At 68.3% G+C, this 15,526-nt stretch carries 11 protein-coding genes; 9 read left to right on the top strand and 2 right to left on the bottom strand.

What is annotated here, in order from left to right; translation table 11 throughout:
- Positions 1 to 42: 42 nt before the first annotated feature.
- Genes ODJ79_RS37095 through ODJ79_RS37110 form a run of 4 tightly spaced genes read left to right on the top strand, consistent with a single transcriptional unit; the run spans position 43 to position 3,497 of the window.
- Positions 43 to 624 carry a hypothetical protein gene (locus ODJ79_RS37095; RefSeq protein ID WP_263028354.1) on the top strand — a complete coding sequence of 194 codons (582 nt, stop codon included), beginning with the start codon at positions 43 to 45 and terminating at the stop codon, positions 622 to 624.
- Positions 608 to 1,645: an HlyD family secretion protein gene (locus tag ODJ79_RS37100; protein ID WP_263028355.1), complete on the top strand. Its 1,038-nt coding sequence runs from the start codon at positions 608 to 610 to the stop codon at positions 1,643 to 1,645. The genes ODJ79_RS37095 and ODJ79_RS37100 overlap by 17 nt, the downstream gene beginning before the upstream one ends.
- Positions 1,642 to 2,316: an ABC transporter ATP-binding protein gene (locus ODJ79_RS37105; RefSeq protein ID WP_263028356.1), complete on the top strand. Its 675-nt coding sequence runs from the start codon at positions 1,642 to 1,644 to the stop codon at positions 2,314 to 2,316. The genes ODJ79_RS37100 and ODJ79_RS37105 overlap by 4 nt, the downstream gene beginning before the upstream one ends.
- Complete coding sequence (locus tag ODJ79_RS37110; protein ID WP_263028357.1) at positions 2,313 to 3,497, top strand: ABC transporter permease; 1,185 nt, start codon at positions 2,313 to 2,315, stop codon at positions 3,495 to 3,497. The genes ODJ79_RS37105 and ODJ79_RS37110 overlap by 4 nt, the downstream gene beginning before the upstream one ends.
- A 233-nt stretch (positions 3,498 to 3,730) precedes the next feature.
- Here the strand turns inward: ODJ79_RS37110 and ODJ79_RS37115 are convergent, their stop codons facing one another.
- Positions 3,731 to 5,218 carry a non-reducing end alpha-L-arabinofuranosidase family hydrolase gene (locus ODJ79_RS37115; protein WP_263028358.1) on the bottom strand — a complete coding sequence of 496 codons (1,488 nt, stop codon included), beginning with the start codon at positions 5,216 to 5,218 and terminating at the stop codon, positions 3,731 to 3,733.
- A gap of 395 nt (positions 5,219 to 5,613) precedes the next feature.
- On the opposite strand from ODJ79_RS37115, the gene ODJ79_RS37120 reads away from it, so the two are divergent.
- From ODJ79_RS37120 to ODJ79_RS37140, 5 genes are all read left to right on the top strand, one after another.
- Positions 5,614 to 7,239, top strand: coding sequence for a glycoside hydrolase family 27 protein (locus tag ODJ79_RS37120; RefSeq protein WP_263028359.1), 1,626 nt, complete (start codon positions 5,614 to 5,616; stop codon positions 7,237 to 7,239).
- Between the two features lie 83 nt (positions 7,240 to 7,322).
- Positions 7,323 to 9,095, top strand: a complete 1,773-nt coding sequence (locus ODJ79_RS37125; RefSeq protein WP_263028364.1) for a family 43 glycosylhydrolase — start codon at positions 7,323 to 7,325, stop codon at positions 9,093 to 9,095.
- 25 nt (positions 9,096 to 9,120) lie between these two features.
- The gene (locus ODJ79_RS37130) at positions 9,121 to 10,605 is read left to right on the top strand and encodes an arabinofuranosidase catalytic domain-containing protein (RefSeq protein ID WP_263028360.1); all 1,485 of its coding nucleotides are present in this window, start codon (positions 9,121 to 9,123) and stop codon (positions 10,603 to 10,605) included.
- 12 nt (positions 10,606 to 10,617) lie between these two features.
- Positions 10,618 to 12,585 (top strand): alpha-L-fucosidase, encoded by a 1,968-nt coding sequence (locus ODJ79_RS37135; RefSeq protein WP_263028361.1) that lies wholly within the window; start codon positions 10,618 to 10,620, stop codon positions 12,583 to 12,585.
- Positions 12,586 to 12,621: 36 nt separating this feature from the next.
- A complete protein-coding gene (locus ODJ79_RS37140; protein ID WP_263028362.1) occupies positions 12,622 to 15,009 on the top strand; it encodes a ricin-type beta-trefoil lectin domain protein in 2,388 nt (795 codons plus the stop codon).
- A 67-nt stretch (positions 15,010 to 15,076) separates the two neighbouring features.
- Here ODJ79_RS37140 and ODJ79_RS37145 read toward each other — a convergent pair whose 3' ends face one another.
- Positions 15,077 to 15,520, bottom strand: coding sequence for an RICIN domain-containing protein (locus tag ODJ79_RS37145; RefSeq protein ID WP_317620737.1), 444 nt, complete (start codon positions 15,518 to 15,520; stop codon positions 15,077 to 15,079).
- Between the last annotated feature and the right edge of the window lie 6 nt (positions 15,521 to 15,526).

Here is a 15,526-nt window from a genome sequence, read left to right on the forward strand (position 1 = left end):
ATCACAACAGGATCCTGACAGGGTGCCGCAACGGTGTTGGGCATGCCGAAAACCCTTCACCTGTGTGCCGCTGTCGCCGCCGTGCTTGCGCTTGGTGCTTGCGGGCAATCCGCCACCGATGGTGGCAAGAACACTGCCGGTGGTGATGAGAAGCAGGTCGCGAGCCTCAGCAGCCCTGCGCCGGCCGCGCATCAGTCCGCTGAGTCGGGCGGTCAGCGCCCCCAGCTGCGCCTGGACACCAGCGACGCCGAACGCGACCGACTGGACAACATCTACGACGATTGCCTGGTCGCGCACGGTGTCAAGGTGAACACCGCCCGCACCAACGCCGCCGGCGGGAAACGATCGCTGGATCAAAGCGGTGAACCCAAACAGGCGTACACGGCCTGTTTGGCCAAGCTTCCCCTGCAGCCGCCGGAGCTGGACGAGGACAAGAACCCCAACTTCGCCGCCCAATGGAACGACAACGTGAAATGCCTGCGGGCGCATGGCCTGAAAGTCCACGTGACCCAGCCGGGCGAGTGGACCTACGACGACGACAACACCCCGGAACCGCCTGACGTCGACCAGCTTCAGAAGGCGTGCATTCTTGAGGTTTTCGGTGGCCATGGCGCGGCGAAGTAGCGCGGTCGTCGCCGGGGTCGTCGCGGTTGTTCTGGTCGGTGGGGCGGTCGCGGCGATCGAGCTGCGGCCCCGGCCGGAGCCGGCGCAGGCGTCCGCGGATCCGGCGCTGACCACGACGACGGTGCGGAGGGTGGACCTCGCCGATACCCGGATGGTCGCCGGGACGCTCGGCTTCGGCTCGGCCAACCCGGTCAAGGGCGCCGGCCCGGGTGTGCTCACCAAGCTCCCCAAGACCGGCGCCACGATCTCGCGTGGCACGGTCCTGTACCGGGTGAACGACCAACCCGTCGTCGTGCTCTACGGCGACACCCCGCTGTTCCGGCCGATCGACAAGCCCGGCCTGACCGGACGGGACGTGCGACAGCTACGGCACAACCTGACCGTGCTCGGCTACCGCTCCAGCGCACGCCATGACGATGTCTGCGACGCCTCGCTGCTGGACGCGCTCCGCCACTGGCAAAGGGACCTCGGCCTGCCCCAGCCGGGAGCGCTGCGGCCCGGGCAGGCGGTCATCGTCGCCGGGCCGGGCCGGGTCAGCGCGGTGACCGCCCAGCTCGGCGACCCGGCCGACGGCCCGCTGCTGTCGATCACCTCGACCGCCAAGGTGGTCACCGTGCCGATGAGCCCCGCCGACGCATCGTCGCTGCGTACCGGAATGGCCGTGACGATCACCGGGGCGGACGGCAAGGCTGCACCCGGCAGGATCATCTCAGTGAGTCAGGCCGCCGCCGACGCAGGCGACGGAAACCAACCGCCGAAAATGACGGTGACCATCGCGCCGGACGATGCCGTCGATTCGTCCAACTCCACATCGGTTCAGGTCCGGTTCACCACGATCAGCCGCAATGGCGTTCTCGCGGTCCCGGTCGGCGCGCTCGTCGCGCTTCAGGAGGGCGGCTACGCGATGCAGCGGCCCGACGGCACGCTGATCGCCGTCACGACCGGCCTGTTCGCGAACGGCATGGTCCAGGTCAGTGGACCGGATGTGGCCGACGGGACCGCCGTGGTGACGACCCCGTGACCGCGGTGCTGCAGGTCGACGCGGTCAGCCGTACCTACCCCGGTGTGGCCGCGCTCGACCTGGTTTCCCTGACCGTGGAGCGGGGTGAGCTGGTGGCCGTTGTCGGCCCGTCCGGCTCCGGGAAATCCACCCTGCTCAACGTGATGGGCACGCTTGACCGCCCCACCGCGGGCACGGTCCGCATCGACGGCACCGACGTGACCGCGCTGTCCGACCGCAAGCTGTCCGATCTTCGCGGGCAACGGCTCGGCTTCGTGTTCCAGCAGTTCCACCTGACCGAGGGACTGAGCGCCGTCGAGAACGTCGCGACCGGCCTTATCTACGCCGGCGTACCCCATCGCCAACGCAAACCGATGGCGGCCCAAGCCCTCGACCGGGTCGGCCTGGGCCACCGGCTCGACCACCGGCCGCACCAGCTGTCCGGCGGCGAGAAGCAGCGGGTCGCGATCGCCCGCGCCGTGGTCAACCAGCCCGCCCTGGTGCTGGCCGACGAGCCGACCGGAGCGCTCGACACAGCGACCGGCGAATCGGTCCTGACCCTTCTCGAACACCTGAACGCCGAAGGAGCCACCATCATCGTGATCACCCACGACCGAGACATCGCGGCCCGGCTTCCCCGGCGGATCGCCATGCGCGACGGCCGGATCGTCGCCGACGAGATCACCCGATGAGGCTCGCACCCGGCGACGTCGTGCGCCTCGGCCTGCTCGGCATCCGTACCCGGCGGCTGCGGGCGGCCCTGTCCGCGCTCGGGATCGCCATCGGCATCGCCACGATGATCATCGTGATCGGCATCCCGGCATCCAGCCAGCGGGCCCTCAGCGACCGGCTCACCTCGCTCGGCACCAACCTGCTCCGGATCGAACCGGAGTCGCAAGGCGACCAGCCGGCCCCACTGCCGGTCGAATCGGTCGCGATGACCGCCCGGATCGGCCCGGTCACCGAGGTCAGCGCGGTCGCCAACGTGCACGCCGTGGTTCGCCGCTCCGACCTGGTCGACCAGTACGACGGATCCGGACTCACGGTGCTGGCCAGCCGCATCGACCTGCTACCGGCGATCAACGCGCACCTGCTCTCCGGCCGGTTTTTGACCCCGGCCACCGAGCGCTTCCCGACCGCCGTTCTCGGCGCGGTTGCCGCGACCCGCCTCGGCCAGGACCGGCTGCGCCCCGGGCAGCCGGCACCGCAGGTCAGCATCGACAACCGCTGGTTCAGCGTGGTCGGCATCCTGGCACCGGTGCCACTCGCACCAGACATCGACCAGTCGGTGCTGGTCGGCTGGGACGCCGCCGACCGCCTGCTCGGATTCGACGGACACCCGACGGTCATCTATGTCCGCTGTCGTGAGCCGGCCCTGGAACAGGTACGGGCGGTGCTTCCGGCGACGGTCAACCCCCAACTTCCGGGTCTGGTACGAGTGAGCCGGCCGTCCGACGCGCTGATCGCCAAGCGGGCCACCGAAAACGCGTTCGGCGCCCTCCTGCTCGGCCTGGCCGGGGTGTCGCTGCTGGTCGGCGGCATCGGGGTGGCCAACACCATGGTGATCTCCGTACTGGAACGCCGACGCGAAATCGGCCTGCGCCGAGCCCTGGGCGCGCACCGCGGTCACATCCGTATCCAGTTCCTGGCCGAGTCGATTGCGCTGGCGGTGCTGGGTGGCGTGGCTGGAGCGACGGTCGGTGTGCTGGCCACCATCGGCTACGCCATCGGGCAGCACTGGCCCGCGGTGATCCCGGCGTGGGCGGTGGCCGGCGGCACCGGCGGTGCGCTGCTGGTTGGTGCGGTCGCCGGTGTCTACCCCGCCATCCGAGCCTCGCGGTTGCAGCCGACCGAGGCCCTGGCCGCACCGTGACCAAGGCGCGATGTCGGCCAGGGTGACCCGACGGACGGCTTTGCCGGCTGACCGAAATCGATGTGCCGACCACCCGGCCCACGACGGCCGGGGAAAGGCCGCAGAACCCGGTGGTCGAAGAAACCCGGCGAGAAGTGAACCTGGCTCACCGCCGTTGTCAGTCGGGGCGTCGGCCGCCCCGCCATGCAGGACGGGGCGGCCGAGGGCGGTCAGCAAGGGTTGGTGATGCGTCGTCAGCGTTGCCGGGTCAGTACGGCCGGCCGGTAGGGGAGAAGACCGTAGTCGCCGCCCGAGTTGGTGGCGCGTCCCTGGTAGAGCAGCTGCAGATTGCAGGGGTCGACGGTCATGGTCTGGTCCGCGGTGGAACGGACGAGGTCGCCGTGGCTGATGTCGTTGGTCCAGGTGGCACCGCTGTTGGCCTTGCCCGCGAAGGGGTTGCTCTCGGTGGCGGCCTGTGGTGTCCACGAGCCGCTGAGGCTGGTGGCGGTGAACGAGCGGAAGTAGCGGCCCTGGCTACCGATCGCCTCGACGATCATGAGGTACTGGTTCTGGCCGGCGACCTTGTAGACCTGGGGAGCTTCGAACAGGTTGTTCGTCGAGTCACTCAGGACGGTGGTGTAGGAGGAGCCGAAGTTGCCGGGGAAGTTCCCGATCGGCATGCTCGCCCGGTAGATCTTGCCGTTGTCGCCGGCGAAGAACAGATACATGTTCTGTCCGTCGCCGATGAGCGTCTGGTCGATCGGGCCGGTGCCGGAGCCGGAGATGCTGCCGGAGAACAGCGGTTGTGCCGAGGACCACCCGTTGGCGTTGGTGGGGTTGCTCGAGGTCCGGTAGGAGAAGGCCGTCGGACCCCACTGGTACGCGAGCACCCAGACGCTCTTTGGGGCGAAGTAGAACAGCGTCGGCGCGACCGTGCCCGAGGACATCCCGTTCTGGCTGGCCGAGCCCATGTCGGACCAGTTGGTGAAGACTCCGAAGTTCATCGAGCCCCACGTCGATCCGTTGTCGTGCGTCGTCGCGTAGACGAGATGCCCGCCGTTGTAGGGGACCGCGGTGAAGTCCTTGAGGGAGGCCCAGCCCGACTTGGGGTTCGCCAGCGCACCGGTCGAGCTCCACCGGTAGGACGACGGAAGGGAACAGGTGCCGCCGGTGGGCGCCGTCGTGGGGGTCGAGTCGCCGACCCGGGCGAGCTGCCATTGCTGGTTGGCGCCGTTCCAGTCGGCGTACTGGACGATGTTGCCACCGTCGGCCGTTGCGGCGCCCTGCACCTCGACGGCCTTGCCGCTGTTTCGGTTGATCAGCTGGAGGTAGCCGTCGATGTCCTGAATGCTGAACTGCTGGTTGGCGGCGTTGTTGTCGGTCCACTGGACGATGGCGCCGCCGTCGGCGGTGGACCAGTTGTAGACGTCGAGGACCTTGCCGGACAGCCGTGACTTGAGCCGGTAGTAGCCGCCGCCCGAGTCGACGAACTGCCACTGCTGCTGACTCTGGTCGTTGCGTGACCATTGAGTGATCCGGGCCCCGTCGTTGGTGGCCAGGTTGTAGACGTCGAGCGCCTTTCCGCTGTTGCGGTTGACCAGCACGTACCAGGCGCCGGTGTCGATGGTGGCGGCCGACGCCGCGGGAGCGTTCACGAGCGTGAGCACGCCGCCGGCCACCGCGGTCAGCACGGCGGCCGCACTCGCCAGCCATCGGCGGCGTCGGCTCGGGGATGGATTCACGTGGTCCTCCTGATGATCCTGATAGTCGCTTGTCGATGTTAACCTTCACAACTTTTTCGTCAAGAATGAATATTTGCAGTTTGGCACTGAAAAGTTGTTACCGGCGCCGTGGTGACGGGTCGGACGCCTGGATCGGGCATTGTTCGCGGGCTGTCGAATGGATCGAATGCGGCACCAAAACACATTCGACCAGGAAGAATGCGCCGCGATGGGTGAATGAAACGATACACACTGTTCGATCCCATTGGGCGTCTTCTCTTGAAGATGCGGAAACATTCTGGCAATGTCACAGGTCACCTGTTAACGTTCGCATCCATTCGCCCCGCTGCTTCCCCGGCGCAGAGTTTGGCGTGCTCGGTGCTGTTATCGCTAACACCATCTGCGGGAGGTCACCCATGAGACGTTTGAAGACCCTGCTCGCTGCCGGACTGCTGCTGGCCGCCGGTGCCCTGAGCGTCGTTTCGGCACCCGCGGCCCTGGCGCTGGAGAACGGTGTGGCCCGGACTCCGCCGATGGGCTGGAACAGCTGGAACACCTTCGGCTGCAACATCAACGAGACGCTGATCCGGCAGATGGCCGACGCCATCGTCAGCAGCGGCATGCGCGACCTGGGCTACCAGTACGTCGTGGTCGACGACTGCTGGTTCAACCCGAACCGGGACTCCGCCGGCAACCTGCAGGGCGACTCGTCCCGCTTCCCCAGCGGCATGAAAGCCCTCGGCGACTACCTGCACGGCAAGGGCCTGAAGTTCGGCCTGTACGAGGTCCCGGTCGACAAGACCTGCGCCCAGTACTTCAACTCCTATCCGGGCGCGACCGGCAGCCAGGGCCACGAGGCGCAGGACGCGAGGCAGTTCGCCGCCTGGGGCGTCGACTACCTCAAGTACGACTGGTGCTCACCCAACGGCACCATCAACGACCAGGTCACCACGTTCGCCAAGATGCGCGACGCGCTGGCCGCCACCGGCCGGCCGATCGTCTACAGCATCAACCCCAACAGCATCCACGCCAAGACCGGCCCGCAGCGCAACTGGGGCGACGTGGCGAACATGTGGCGCACCACCGAGGACATCACCAACGCCTGGGACACCGGGCAGACCAACGGCTACCCGATGGGCATTCAGAACATCGTCAACGTCACCGTGCCGCTCGCCGGATACGCCCGGCCGGGCGCCTTCAACGACCCCGACATGATGGAGGTCGGCCGCGGCGGCATGACCGACACCGAGATGCGCAGCCACTTCTCGCTCTGGACGATCATGGCCGCCCCGCTGATCGCCGGCAATGACATCCGCTCGATGACCTCGGCCACCCAGACGATCCTGAAGAACCAGAACCTCATCGCGATCGACCAGGACTCCCTCGGCCTGCAAGCCACCCAGATCTCGAACGATGGCACCCGCCGGGTGCTGGCCAAGAAGCTGGCCAACGGCGACGTCGCGGTCGCGCTGTTCAACCAGGGCAGCTCCACCACGACCGTCTCCACCACGGCCGCCGCGATCGGCAAGACGGGCAGCTCGTTCACCCTCCTCGACGCCTGGACCAAGGCGGCCAGCACCAGCACCGGCGCGATCAGCGCGTCCGTGCCCGGCCACGGCACCGTGGTCTATCGGGTCAGTGGCGGCGGCACGGGCAATCCCTCCGGTTCCACCACCCTGGTCAGCGCCGCCTCCGGCCGCTGCCTGGACGTGCCGAACAGCAACACGGCCAACGGCACCCAGCCGGTCATCTGGGACTGCAACGGCGGCGCCAACCAGCAGTGGACTAGCTCCGGCCAGACGCTGCAGGCGCTCGGCAAGTGCCTCGACGCACCGGCCAACGCCACCGCCGGCGCCAAGGCCCAGCTGTGGGACTGCAACGGCGGCGCCAACCAGCAGTGGTCTCTCAACTCCGACGGCACCATCCGCGGCGCGCAGTCCGGGCTGTGCCTCGACGTCGACCACAACCTCACCGCGAACGGCACCCTCGTCCTGCTCTGGACCTGCACCGCCGCCGTCAACCAGCGGTGGTCCCGCGCCTGACCGACCCCTCTTCACCCAGAGGAGCTCCCATGCCGTCGAAGCTCGCTCACCGCGCATCGATCCGTGGCCTCGCCGCCGCGCTGATGCTGTGTGCGATCGCCGTCTTCGCGCCCGCCGCACGAGCCGACAACCCCATCGTGCAGACCATCTACACGGCCGATCCGGCGCCGCTGGTCTACAACGGCCGCGTCTACCTCTACACCGGGCACGACGAGGACAACTCGACCTACTTCACGATGAAGGAGTGGCGGGTCTGGTCCTCGGCCGACATGGTCAACTGGACCGACCACGGCTCGCCGCTGAACCTGGCCAGCTTCAGCTGGGCCGGCGCCAACGCCTGGGCCGGGCAGGCCATCTACCGCAACGGCAAGTTCTACTGGTACGTGCCGATGACCGTGCGCGCCACCGGCCAGATGGGCATCGGGGTGGCCGTCTCCACCAGCCCCACCGGGCCGTTCACCGACGCGATCGGCCATCCGCTGGTCAGCAACGGCCAGATCGACCCGACCGTATTCGTCGACGACGACGGACAGGCGTACCTGTACTGGGGAAACCCGGACCTCTGGTACGTCCGGCTGAACGCCGACATGACCTCGTACTCGGGTAGTCCCACCAAGATCCCGCTGACCACCGCGGGCTTCGGCACCCGCACCGGCGACGCCAACCGCCCGACGCTGTTCGAAGAGGGGCCGTGGGTGTACAAGCGCAACGGCCTGTACTACGTCGTCTTCGCGGCGAAGTGCTGTTCGGAGTTCATCGCCTACTCGACCGCGACCGGGCCGACCGGGCCGTGGACCTACCGCGGCACCGTGATGCCGACCCAGGGGAGCAGCTTCACCAACCACCCCGGCGTGATCGACTTCAACGGCGGGTCGTACTTCTTCTACCACAACGGAGCACTCCCCGGAGGCGGCGGCTACACCCGATCCGTCGCCGTGGAGAAGTTCGGCTACAACGCCGACGGCACCATCCCGACGATCACCATGACCAGCACGGGCGCACCCCAGATCGGCACGCTCAACCCGTACGTGCGCCAGGAGGCCGAGACCATCGCCTGGGAGAGCGGGGTGGAGACGGAGCCCGCGAGCGAGGGCGGCATGAACGTCGGCTATATCGACAACGGTGACTACCTCAAGGTGAAGGGGGTCGCCTTCGGCGGCGGCGCGACATCGTTCTCCGCGCGGGTCGCCTCGGCCGCGTCCGGTGGCGCCATCGAGCTGCGCCTCGGCAGTGCCACCGGCACCCTGATCGGAACCTGCACGGTTCCCGGCACCGGCGGCTGGCAGACGTGGACCACGGTCACCTGCCCGGTCAGCGGCGCCACCGGCACGCAGGACCTGTACCTGCGATTCACCGGCGGCGGGGGCTCGCTGTTCAACGTGAATTGGTGGCAGTTCACCGGGTCGGCCGCCGCCACCGACGCGATCACCAATGGCAGTGCGGAGAACGGCGTCACCGGCTGGCGAGTATTCGGCGCCGGGACGCTGACCTCGACCACGAGCGTGGCGCACGGCGGCGCCGGGTCCCTGGCGATCACCGGTCGTACGGCGTCCTGGAACGGCATCGCGCAGGACGTGACCTCCCGCTTGGCGAACGGCAAGACCTACGCCGCGAGCGCCTGGGTCCGGAGCCAGAGCGGCACGCCGCAGGCGCGGGCCACCCTGGCGATCACGGCGGGCGGCTCGACCAGCTATGTGTCGCTGACCCCCGCGACGACGGTCAACTCCGCCGGCTGGACGCAGCTGACCGGCACGGCAGCCGTGTCGTGGAGCGGAACCCTGACCAGCGCCACGTTCTACGTCGAGACCGCCTCCGGCACCGACGGCTACTACCTCGACGACGTCTCGCTCCCATAGCGACCGGACCTCCGGAGGAATCCCCATGACCCCCACCCGGCCCCCCGCACGCCGGCTGCGTCTCATCGCCGGCGCCGCGCTCAGCCTCATCCTGACGACCACGGCCGTCGCCGTCACCCAGCACTCCGCGGCGGCCGCCGTCGTCGGCACCCCGGCCCGCATCGTCGGGCAGGCCTCGGGACGCTGCCTCGACGTCCCGAACTCCAGCACCACCAACGGCACGCAGACGCAGCTCTACGACTGCTCCGGCGCCGCCAACCAGTCCTGGACCTATACCTCCACCAAACAACTCACCGGGTACGGCAACAAGTGCCTCGACGCGTCCGGCCGGGGCACCACCAACGGCACCGCCGCCATCATCTGGGACTGCAACGGCCAGACCAACCAGCAATGGAACGTGAACGACGACGGCACCATCACGGGCGTCCAGTCGGGCCTCTGCCTCGATGCGAACGGGGCGGCCACCGCGAACGGCACAAAGATCATTCTCTGGTCCTGCAACGGCCAGGCCAACCAGCGGTGGAGCCAGGGCACCACCTCGACCACGGCCGGCGGGCCCTGCGACCTCTACGCGAGCGGTGGCACCCCGTGCGTGGCCGCGCACAGCACCGTACGAGCGCTTTACGGCTCCTACCGCGGCAACCTCTACCAGGTGCGGCGTAGCTCGGACAACGCCACCAGGAACATCGGCACGCTCGGCAGCGGGGCGGCCGACGCCGCTTCGCAGGACGCCTTCTGTTCCGGCACGACATGCGTGGTGACGGTGGTGTACGACCAGTCCGGCCGCGGCAACGACCTGTGGTACCAGGGATCCTCCGTGGTTCCCGGGTCATCGCAGAGCAAGCCGGCGGTCGCGACCTCCGAGTCGCTGAGCATCGGCGGCGCCAAGGCCTACTCCCTGTACATCAACCCCAGCAACAGCTACTGGCGCGACGGACACCTGACCGGCATTCCCACCGGCAGTGCGCCGGAGGGAATGTACATGGTCACCAGCGGCACCCATGTCAACAGCGGCTGCTGCTTCGACTACGGCAACAGCGAGACCACGCGCAAGGCCGACGCCGCCGGCGCCATGGACGCCATCAACTTCGGCAAGCAGTGCTGGTTCGGTGGCTGCTCCGGGACCGGTCCGTGGGTGCAGGCCGACCTCGAGTGGGGTCTCTACCCGGGCGGCAGCACCTCGTGGAACCCGAACCAGCGGGCCTTCACGAGCAAGTTCGTGACCGCGATGCTCAAGAACAACGGATCCTCGCGGTTCGCCCTGAAGGGCAGCGACGCCCAGTCCGGCAGCCTGGTCACGCTCTGGGACGGCGGTCTTCCCTCGGGGTACAGCCCGATGAAGAAGCAAGGCGCGATCGTCCTCGGCAGCGGCGGTGACTGCTGCAAGCCCGACGGTGGCGCGAACCTGAGCGCCGGGACGTTCTACGAGGGCGCCATGGTGGCCGGCTACCCGTCCGACGCCACCGAGAACGCCGTCCAGGCCAACGTCGTCGCCGCCGGCTATCGCTGAAGGAGTGATCGCATGCCCCGACTCACCCGTCGGTCCCTGCTCGCCGCCGCCGGCGCCACCGGCCTGCTGCGCGTGACTCCCGCCTTCGCCGCCATCCCGGGGCCGTCCAGTTACTCCGCTTCCTGGTCGTCGGTCGATCAGCATCCGCCGGCACCGGAGTGGTTCCAGGACGCCAAGTTCGGCATCTACTACCACTGGGGTGTCTTCAGCGTTCCCGCGTACGCCAACGAGTGGTACCCGCGGAACATGTACAACAACGGCTCGAACGAGAACAACCATCACAAAGCCGTGTACGGCGACCCGTCGGTGTGGCCGTACCACGACTTCATCAACGGCGCCCGGGACAAGGCGGGCAACTTCGTGCAGTTCGCGCCGAAGCTCGCCGCGGCGGGCGGCGCGTTCGACCCCGGCGCGTGGGCCCAGCTGTTCGTCGACGCCGGTGCGAGGTTCGCCGGTCCGGTGGCCGAGCACCACGACGGCTTCTCGATGTGGAACAGCAGCGTCAACGAGTGGAACTCGGTGGCCCGGGGACCGAAGCTGGACCTGTTGCGCCTGCACGCCGACGCCATCCGCGGCAAGGGGCTCAAGCTCATGGTCGCGATGCACCACGCGTACCACTTCACCGGCTACTACCAGTGGGTGCCGGCGCAGTCCGATGCGAGCCTGAAGAAGCTCTACGGCCAGCTCGGCGCCGCCGCCGAGCAGCAGCTGTGGTACGACAAACTGCGCGAGATCATCGACGGTTACCAGCCGGACATCCTCTACCAGGACTTCAACCTCACGCAGCTGCCGGAGTCGCGGCGGCTGGACTTCCTGTCGTACTACTACAACCGCGCGGTGGCCTGGGACAAGGAAGTCGTCGCCACGTACAAGGACGGGTTCAACAACCGGGGCGAGGTCTACGACTTCGAGCGGGGCGGACCGGCCGGCATCCAGACCCCGTACTGGCTCACCGACGACAGCATCAGCAGCTCGAGCTGGTGCTACACGGTCGGCATCGGCTACTACTCCACCAACGCCCTGCTGCACGCGCTGATCGACCGGGTCAGCAAGAACGGCAACATGGTCCTCAACATCGCGCCGATGGCCGACGGCACCATCCCGTCCGGGCAGCAGACCGTGCTGCGCGGGATCGGCGACTACCTACGGCGTTTCGGAGAGTCGATCTACGCGACCCGGGCGTGGAGCAGCTACGGCGAAGGCCCCACGCAGATGGGCGGTGGATCGTTCCAGACGCCGCGCACCGGGACCGCGCAGGACGTCCGCTTCACCCGCAGCAAGGACAACCGCATCCTGTACGCGACGCTGCTCGGCTGGCCCGGCGGCACCGCGCACATCACGACGCTGAGCTCGAGCCGGATCGACCTCGGCTCGCTGACCTCGGTGCAGTTGCTGGGCAGCACCGCCGGCACGTACCTCAACCTTCCTACCCGTACGCAGGACGGCAGCGGCCTGCACGTCACCCTGCCCTCCGCCGCCCCGTACAGCGCTCCGGCGTACGTGCTGAAATTGACCTTCTCCGGTGCCATCCCCGCGCTCGGCTCCGGCGGCGGCGCCGGCATACCCACCGGCTGGGCGCGCATCACCAACGTCGCCACCGGTCTGGTCCTGGACGGCGGGGGCAGCGTCCCGGCCGGCTCGCAACTGAAGCAGTGGAACTACGACGGCAGCACCAACCTGCAATGGCAACTGGTCGCCCTCGGCAGCGGCTGGTACCGGATCGTCAACCGGACCAACGGCCTGGTCGCCGACAGCGGCGGGAACGCGACCAACGGTGCCCTCGCGGTGGAGAACTCCTGGAACGGCGGCGCCAACCAGCAGTGGCAGCTCACCGACATGGGCAACGGCCGCTACCAGATCCTCAACCGCGGCACCGGCACCGTCCTGGACAGCGGCGGCGTCGCCACCGTCGGCGCCCCGGTGAAACTTTGGGCGCCGGACCCGAGCACGAATCTGCAATGGACGATCGTCGCGGTCTGAGACCCGACGGTACCGGCCGACATGGAAGGGCTTCCGATGAGAATACGTGCGGGTGGCAGACCGTGGCCGGCGGCGGCCGGGCTTCTTGTGCTGCTGGCCACCACGCTGGTCGCCTTCCCGGCGCCGGCAAACGCCGCGACGGCGATCACCATCAACGGCACATCCGGCGGCCGGACCCTCGACGGCGTCGGTGCCATCAGCGGTGGCGGTGGCAACAGCCGCCTGCTGGCCGACTATCCCGAACCGCAGCGCAGCGACATCCTCGACTACCTGTTCAAGCCGGGCTACGGCGCGGCGATGCAGATCCTCAAGGTGGAGATCGGCGGCGACACCAACTCGACCTCCGGCGCGGAACCGAGCCACGAGCACACCCGGGGCAGTGTGAACTGCGACCGCGGGTACGAGTGGTGGCTGATGGGTCAGGCCAAGGCTCGTAACCCGAACATCAAGCTCGTCGGGTTGTCCTGGGGAGCGCCCGGCTGGATCGGCAACGGCAACTTCTGGTCCAGCGATGCGATCGACTACCTGATCGCGTGGCTCGGATGTGCCGCCTCGCACGGGCTGACGATCGACTACCTCGGTGGCTGGAACGAGCGCGGCCGGGATCTGACCTGGTACAAGAACCTGCGCTCGGCGCTGAACTCGCGCGGATACCCCAACGTGAAGATCGTGGCATCCGATGAGTTCGGCTGGGCCGCGGCCGACGACGCCCAGCGCGACTCCGCCTTCGCCAACGCGGTGGGGGTGTTCGGCAGCCACTACGTCTGCGGGTACCGCAGCGCGCAGACCGATTGCCCGAGCTCGGCGAACGCCATCAACTCCGGCAAGCCGCTGTGGGCCAGCGAGAACGGCTCCGACGACTACAACGCGGGCGCCCAGGCACTGGCCCGGGGCATCAACCGGGACTACATCGACGGCAGGATGACCGCGTACCTCAACTGGCCGGTCATCGCCGCGATCACCCCGAACATTCCGTGGAGCACCACGGGGCTGGCGGTGGCGTCGCAACCGTGGTCCGGCTCGTACTCGATCGGCAAGAACGCCTGGGTGATGGCGCACACCACCCAGTTCACCGCGCCCGGCTGGCGGTACCTGGACAGCTCCTCGGGCTACCTGAACGGCAACAAGAGCAACGGCAGCTACGTGTCGCTCAAGTCCACCAACAACACCGACTACAGCACCATCATCGAGACGATGGACGCCACCGCGGCGCAGGATCTCACCTTCACCGTCACCGGCGGCCTGTCCACCGGCACGGTGCACGTGTGGTCCACCAATGTCCGGTCGGGCAGCACCGCCGACTACTTCGTCAAGCGCGCCGACGTCACCCCGTCGAACGGGACGTTCTCGCTGACCGTCCAGCCCGGCTACGTCTACAGCGTCACGACGACCACCGGGCCGGGCAAAGGCACCGCCACCAGCCCGGCGCAGGGCAACCTTCAGCTGCCGTACGGCGATGACTTCGACAGCTACCAGCCCGGGCGGGAAGCGAAGTACCTGATGGACCACCAGGGCTCGTTCGAGGTGGTCGGGTGCGGGGGCGGCCGCGCCGGTCAGTGCGTTCGCCAGATGTCGGAGCAGGCGCCGATCTACTGGACCTCCGGCCACGCCGAGCCGTTCACCCTGCTGGGCGATCTCAGCTGGCGCAACTACACCGTCTCCTCCGACGTCATGCTGGAGAAGTCCGGCTACGCCCAGCTCGTCGGCCGGGCCACCAACTACAACCACGAGCAGCCGCAGAGCCTCAACGCCTACTACCTGCGGGTGGCCGACAACGGCTCGTGGTCCATCCGCAGCAACAGCACCGGCGGCAACCAGCGAACTCTCGCCAGTGGCACCGTGTCGGCCCTGGGCACCGGCCGCTGGCACAACCTGTCGCTCACCCTCAACGGCAGCACCCTGACCGCGGCCATCGACGGCACCACCGTGGGCAGCGTGTCCGACTCCACCTGGGTGGCCGGACAGGTCGGCTACGCCACCGGCCAGGGCGTCACGGCTCAGTTCGACAACCTGTCGATCACCCCGCTCGGCGGCGGCCAGAGCCCGACCGGGCAGATCCGCGGGGCCGGCTCCAACCGGTGCCTCGACGTGAACGGGCAGAGCCAGGCTGACGGCGCGGTCGTGCAGATCTGGGACTGCAACAACGGCGCCAACCAGACCTGGACGGCCACCTCCGGCAACCAGCTCACCGTCTACGGCAACAAGTGCCTCGACGCGCCGAGCACCGCCAACGGCGCCCGGATCCGAATCTGGTCCTGCACCGGTGCGACCAACCAGCAGTGGCGGATCAACTCCGACGGCACCATCACCGGCGTCGCGTCCGGGCTGTGCCTGGATGTGACCGGCGCGGCCACCGCCAACGGCACGGCGGTCGAACTGTGGACCTGCAACGGGGGCAGCAACCAGCAGTGGATCAGATCCTGAGGCGTCGGTAGACACGAAACAGCGGTGTGGCGGCGGTTGCCGCCACACCGCTGTCGATTCAGCGGGATCAGCTCAGGCTGAACCGCTGGTTGGCCTGACCGCTGCAGTCGTAGATCTGGACCTGCTGGCCGTTGCCGGTGCCCCAGACGTCCAGGCAGCGTCCGGACTGGACGCCGGTGATGGTGCCGTTCGAGTTCACGTTCCACTGCTGGTTGGACTGACCGTTGCAGCTGTAGATCTGCACGGCAGAGGCGTTGCCGGAGCCGGCGGCGTCCAGGCACATGTTGCCGTACACCTGCAGTTGCTTGCTCGAGGTGAGCGTCCACGCCTGGTTGGTCTGGCCGTTGCAGTCGTAGAGCTGCACCCGGGTGCCGTTGTTGTGCGAGGCGTTCGGCACGTCGATGCACCTTCCGGACTGGGCGCCGACGATCCGGCCCGATCCGGCGGGCGGCGTCGACTGGGACGGTGACGGGGACCCGGTGTCGCCGGGTGTCGGTGACGTCGTCTGGATCGGGCC

Origin of the sequence: Actinoplanes sp. KI2, assembly GCF_025630775.1 — a bacterium.
Lineage (GTDB): Bacteria > Actinomycetota > Actinomycetes > Mycobacteriales > Micromonosporaceae > Actinoplanes.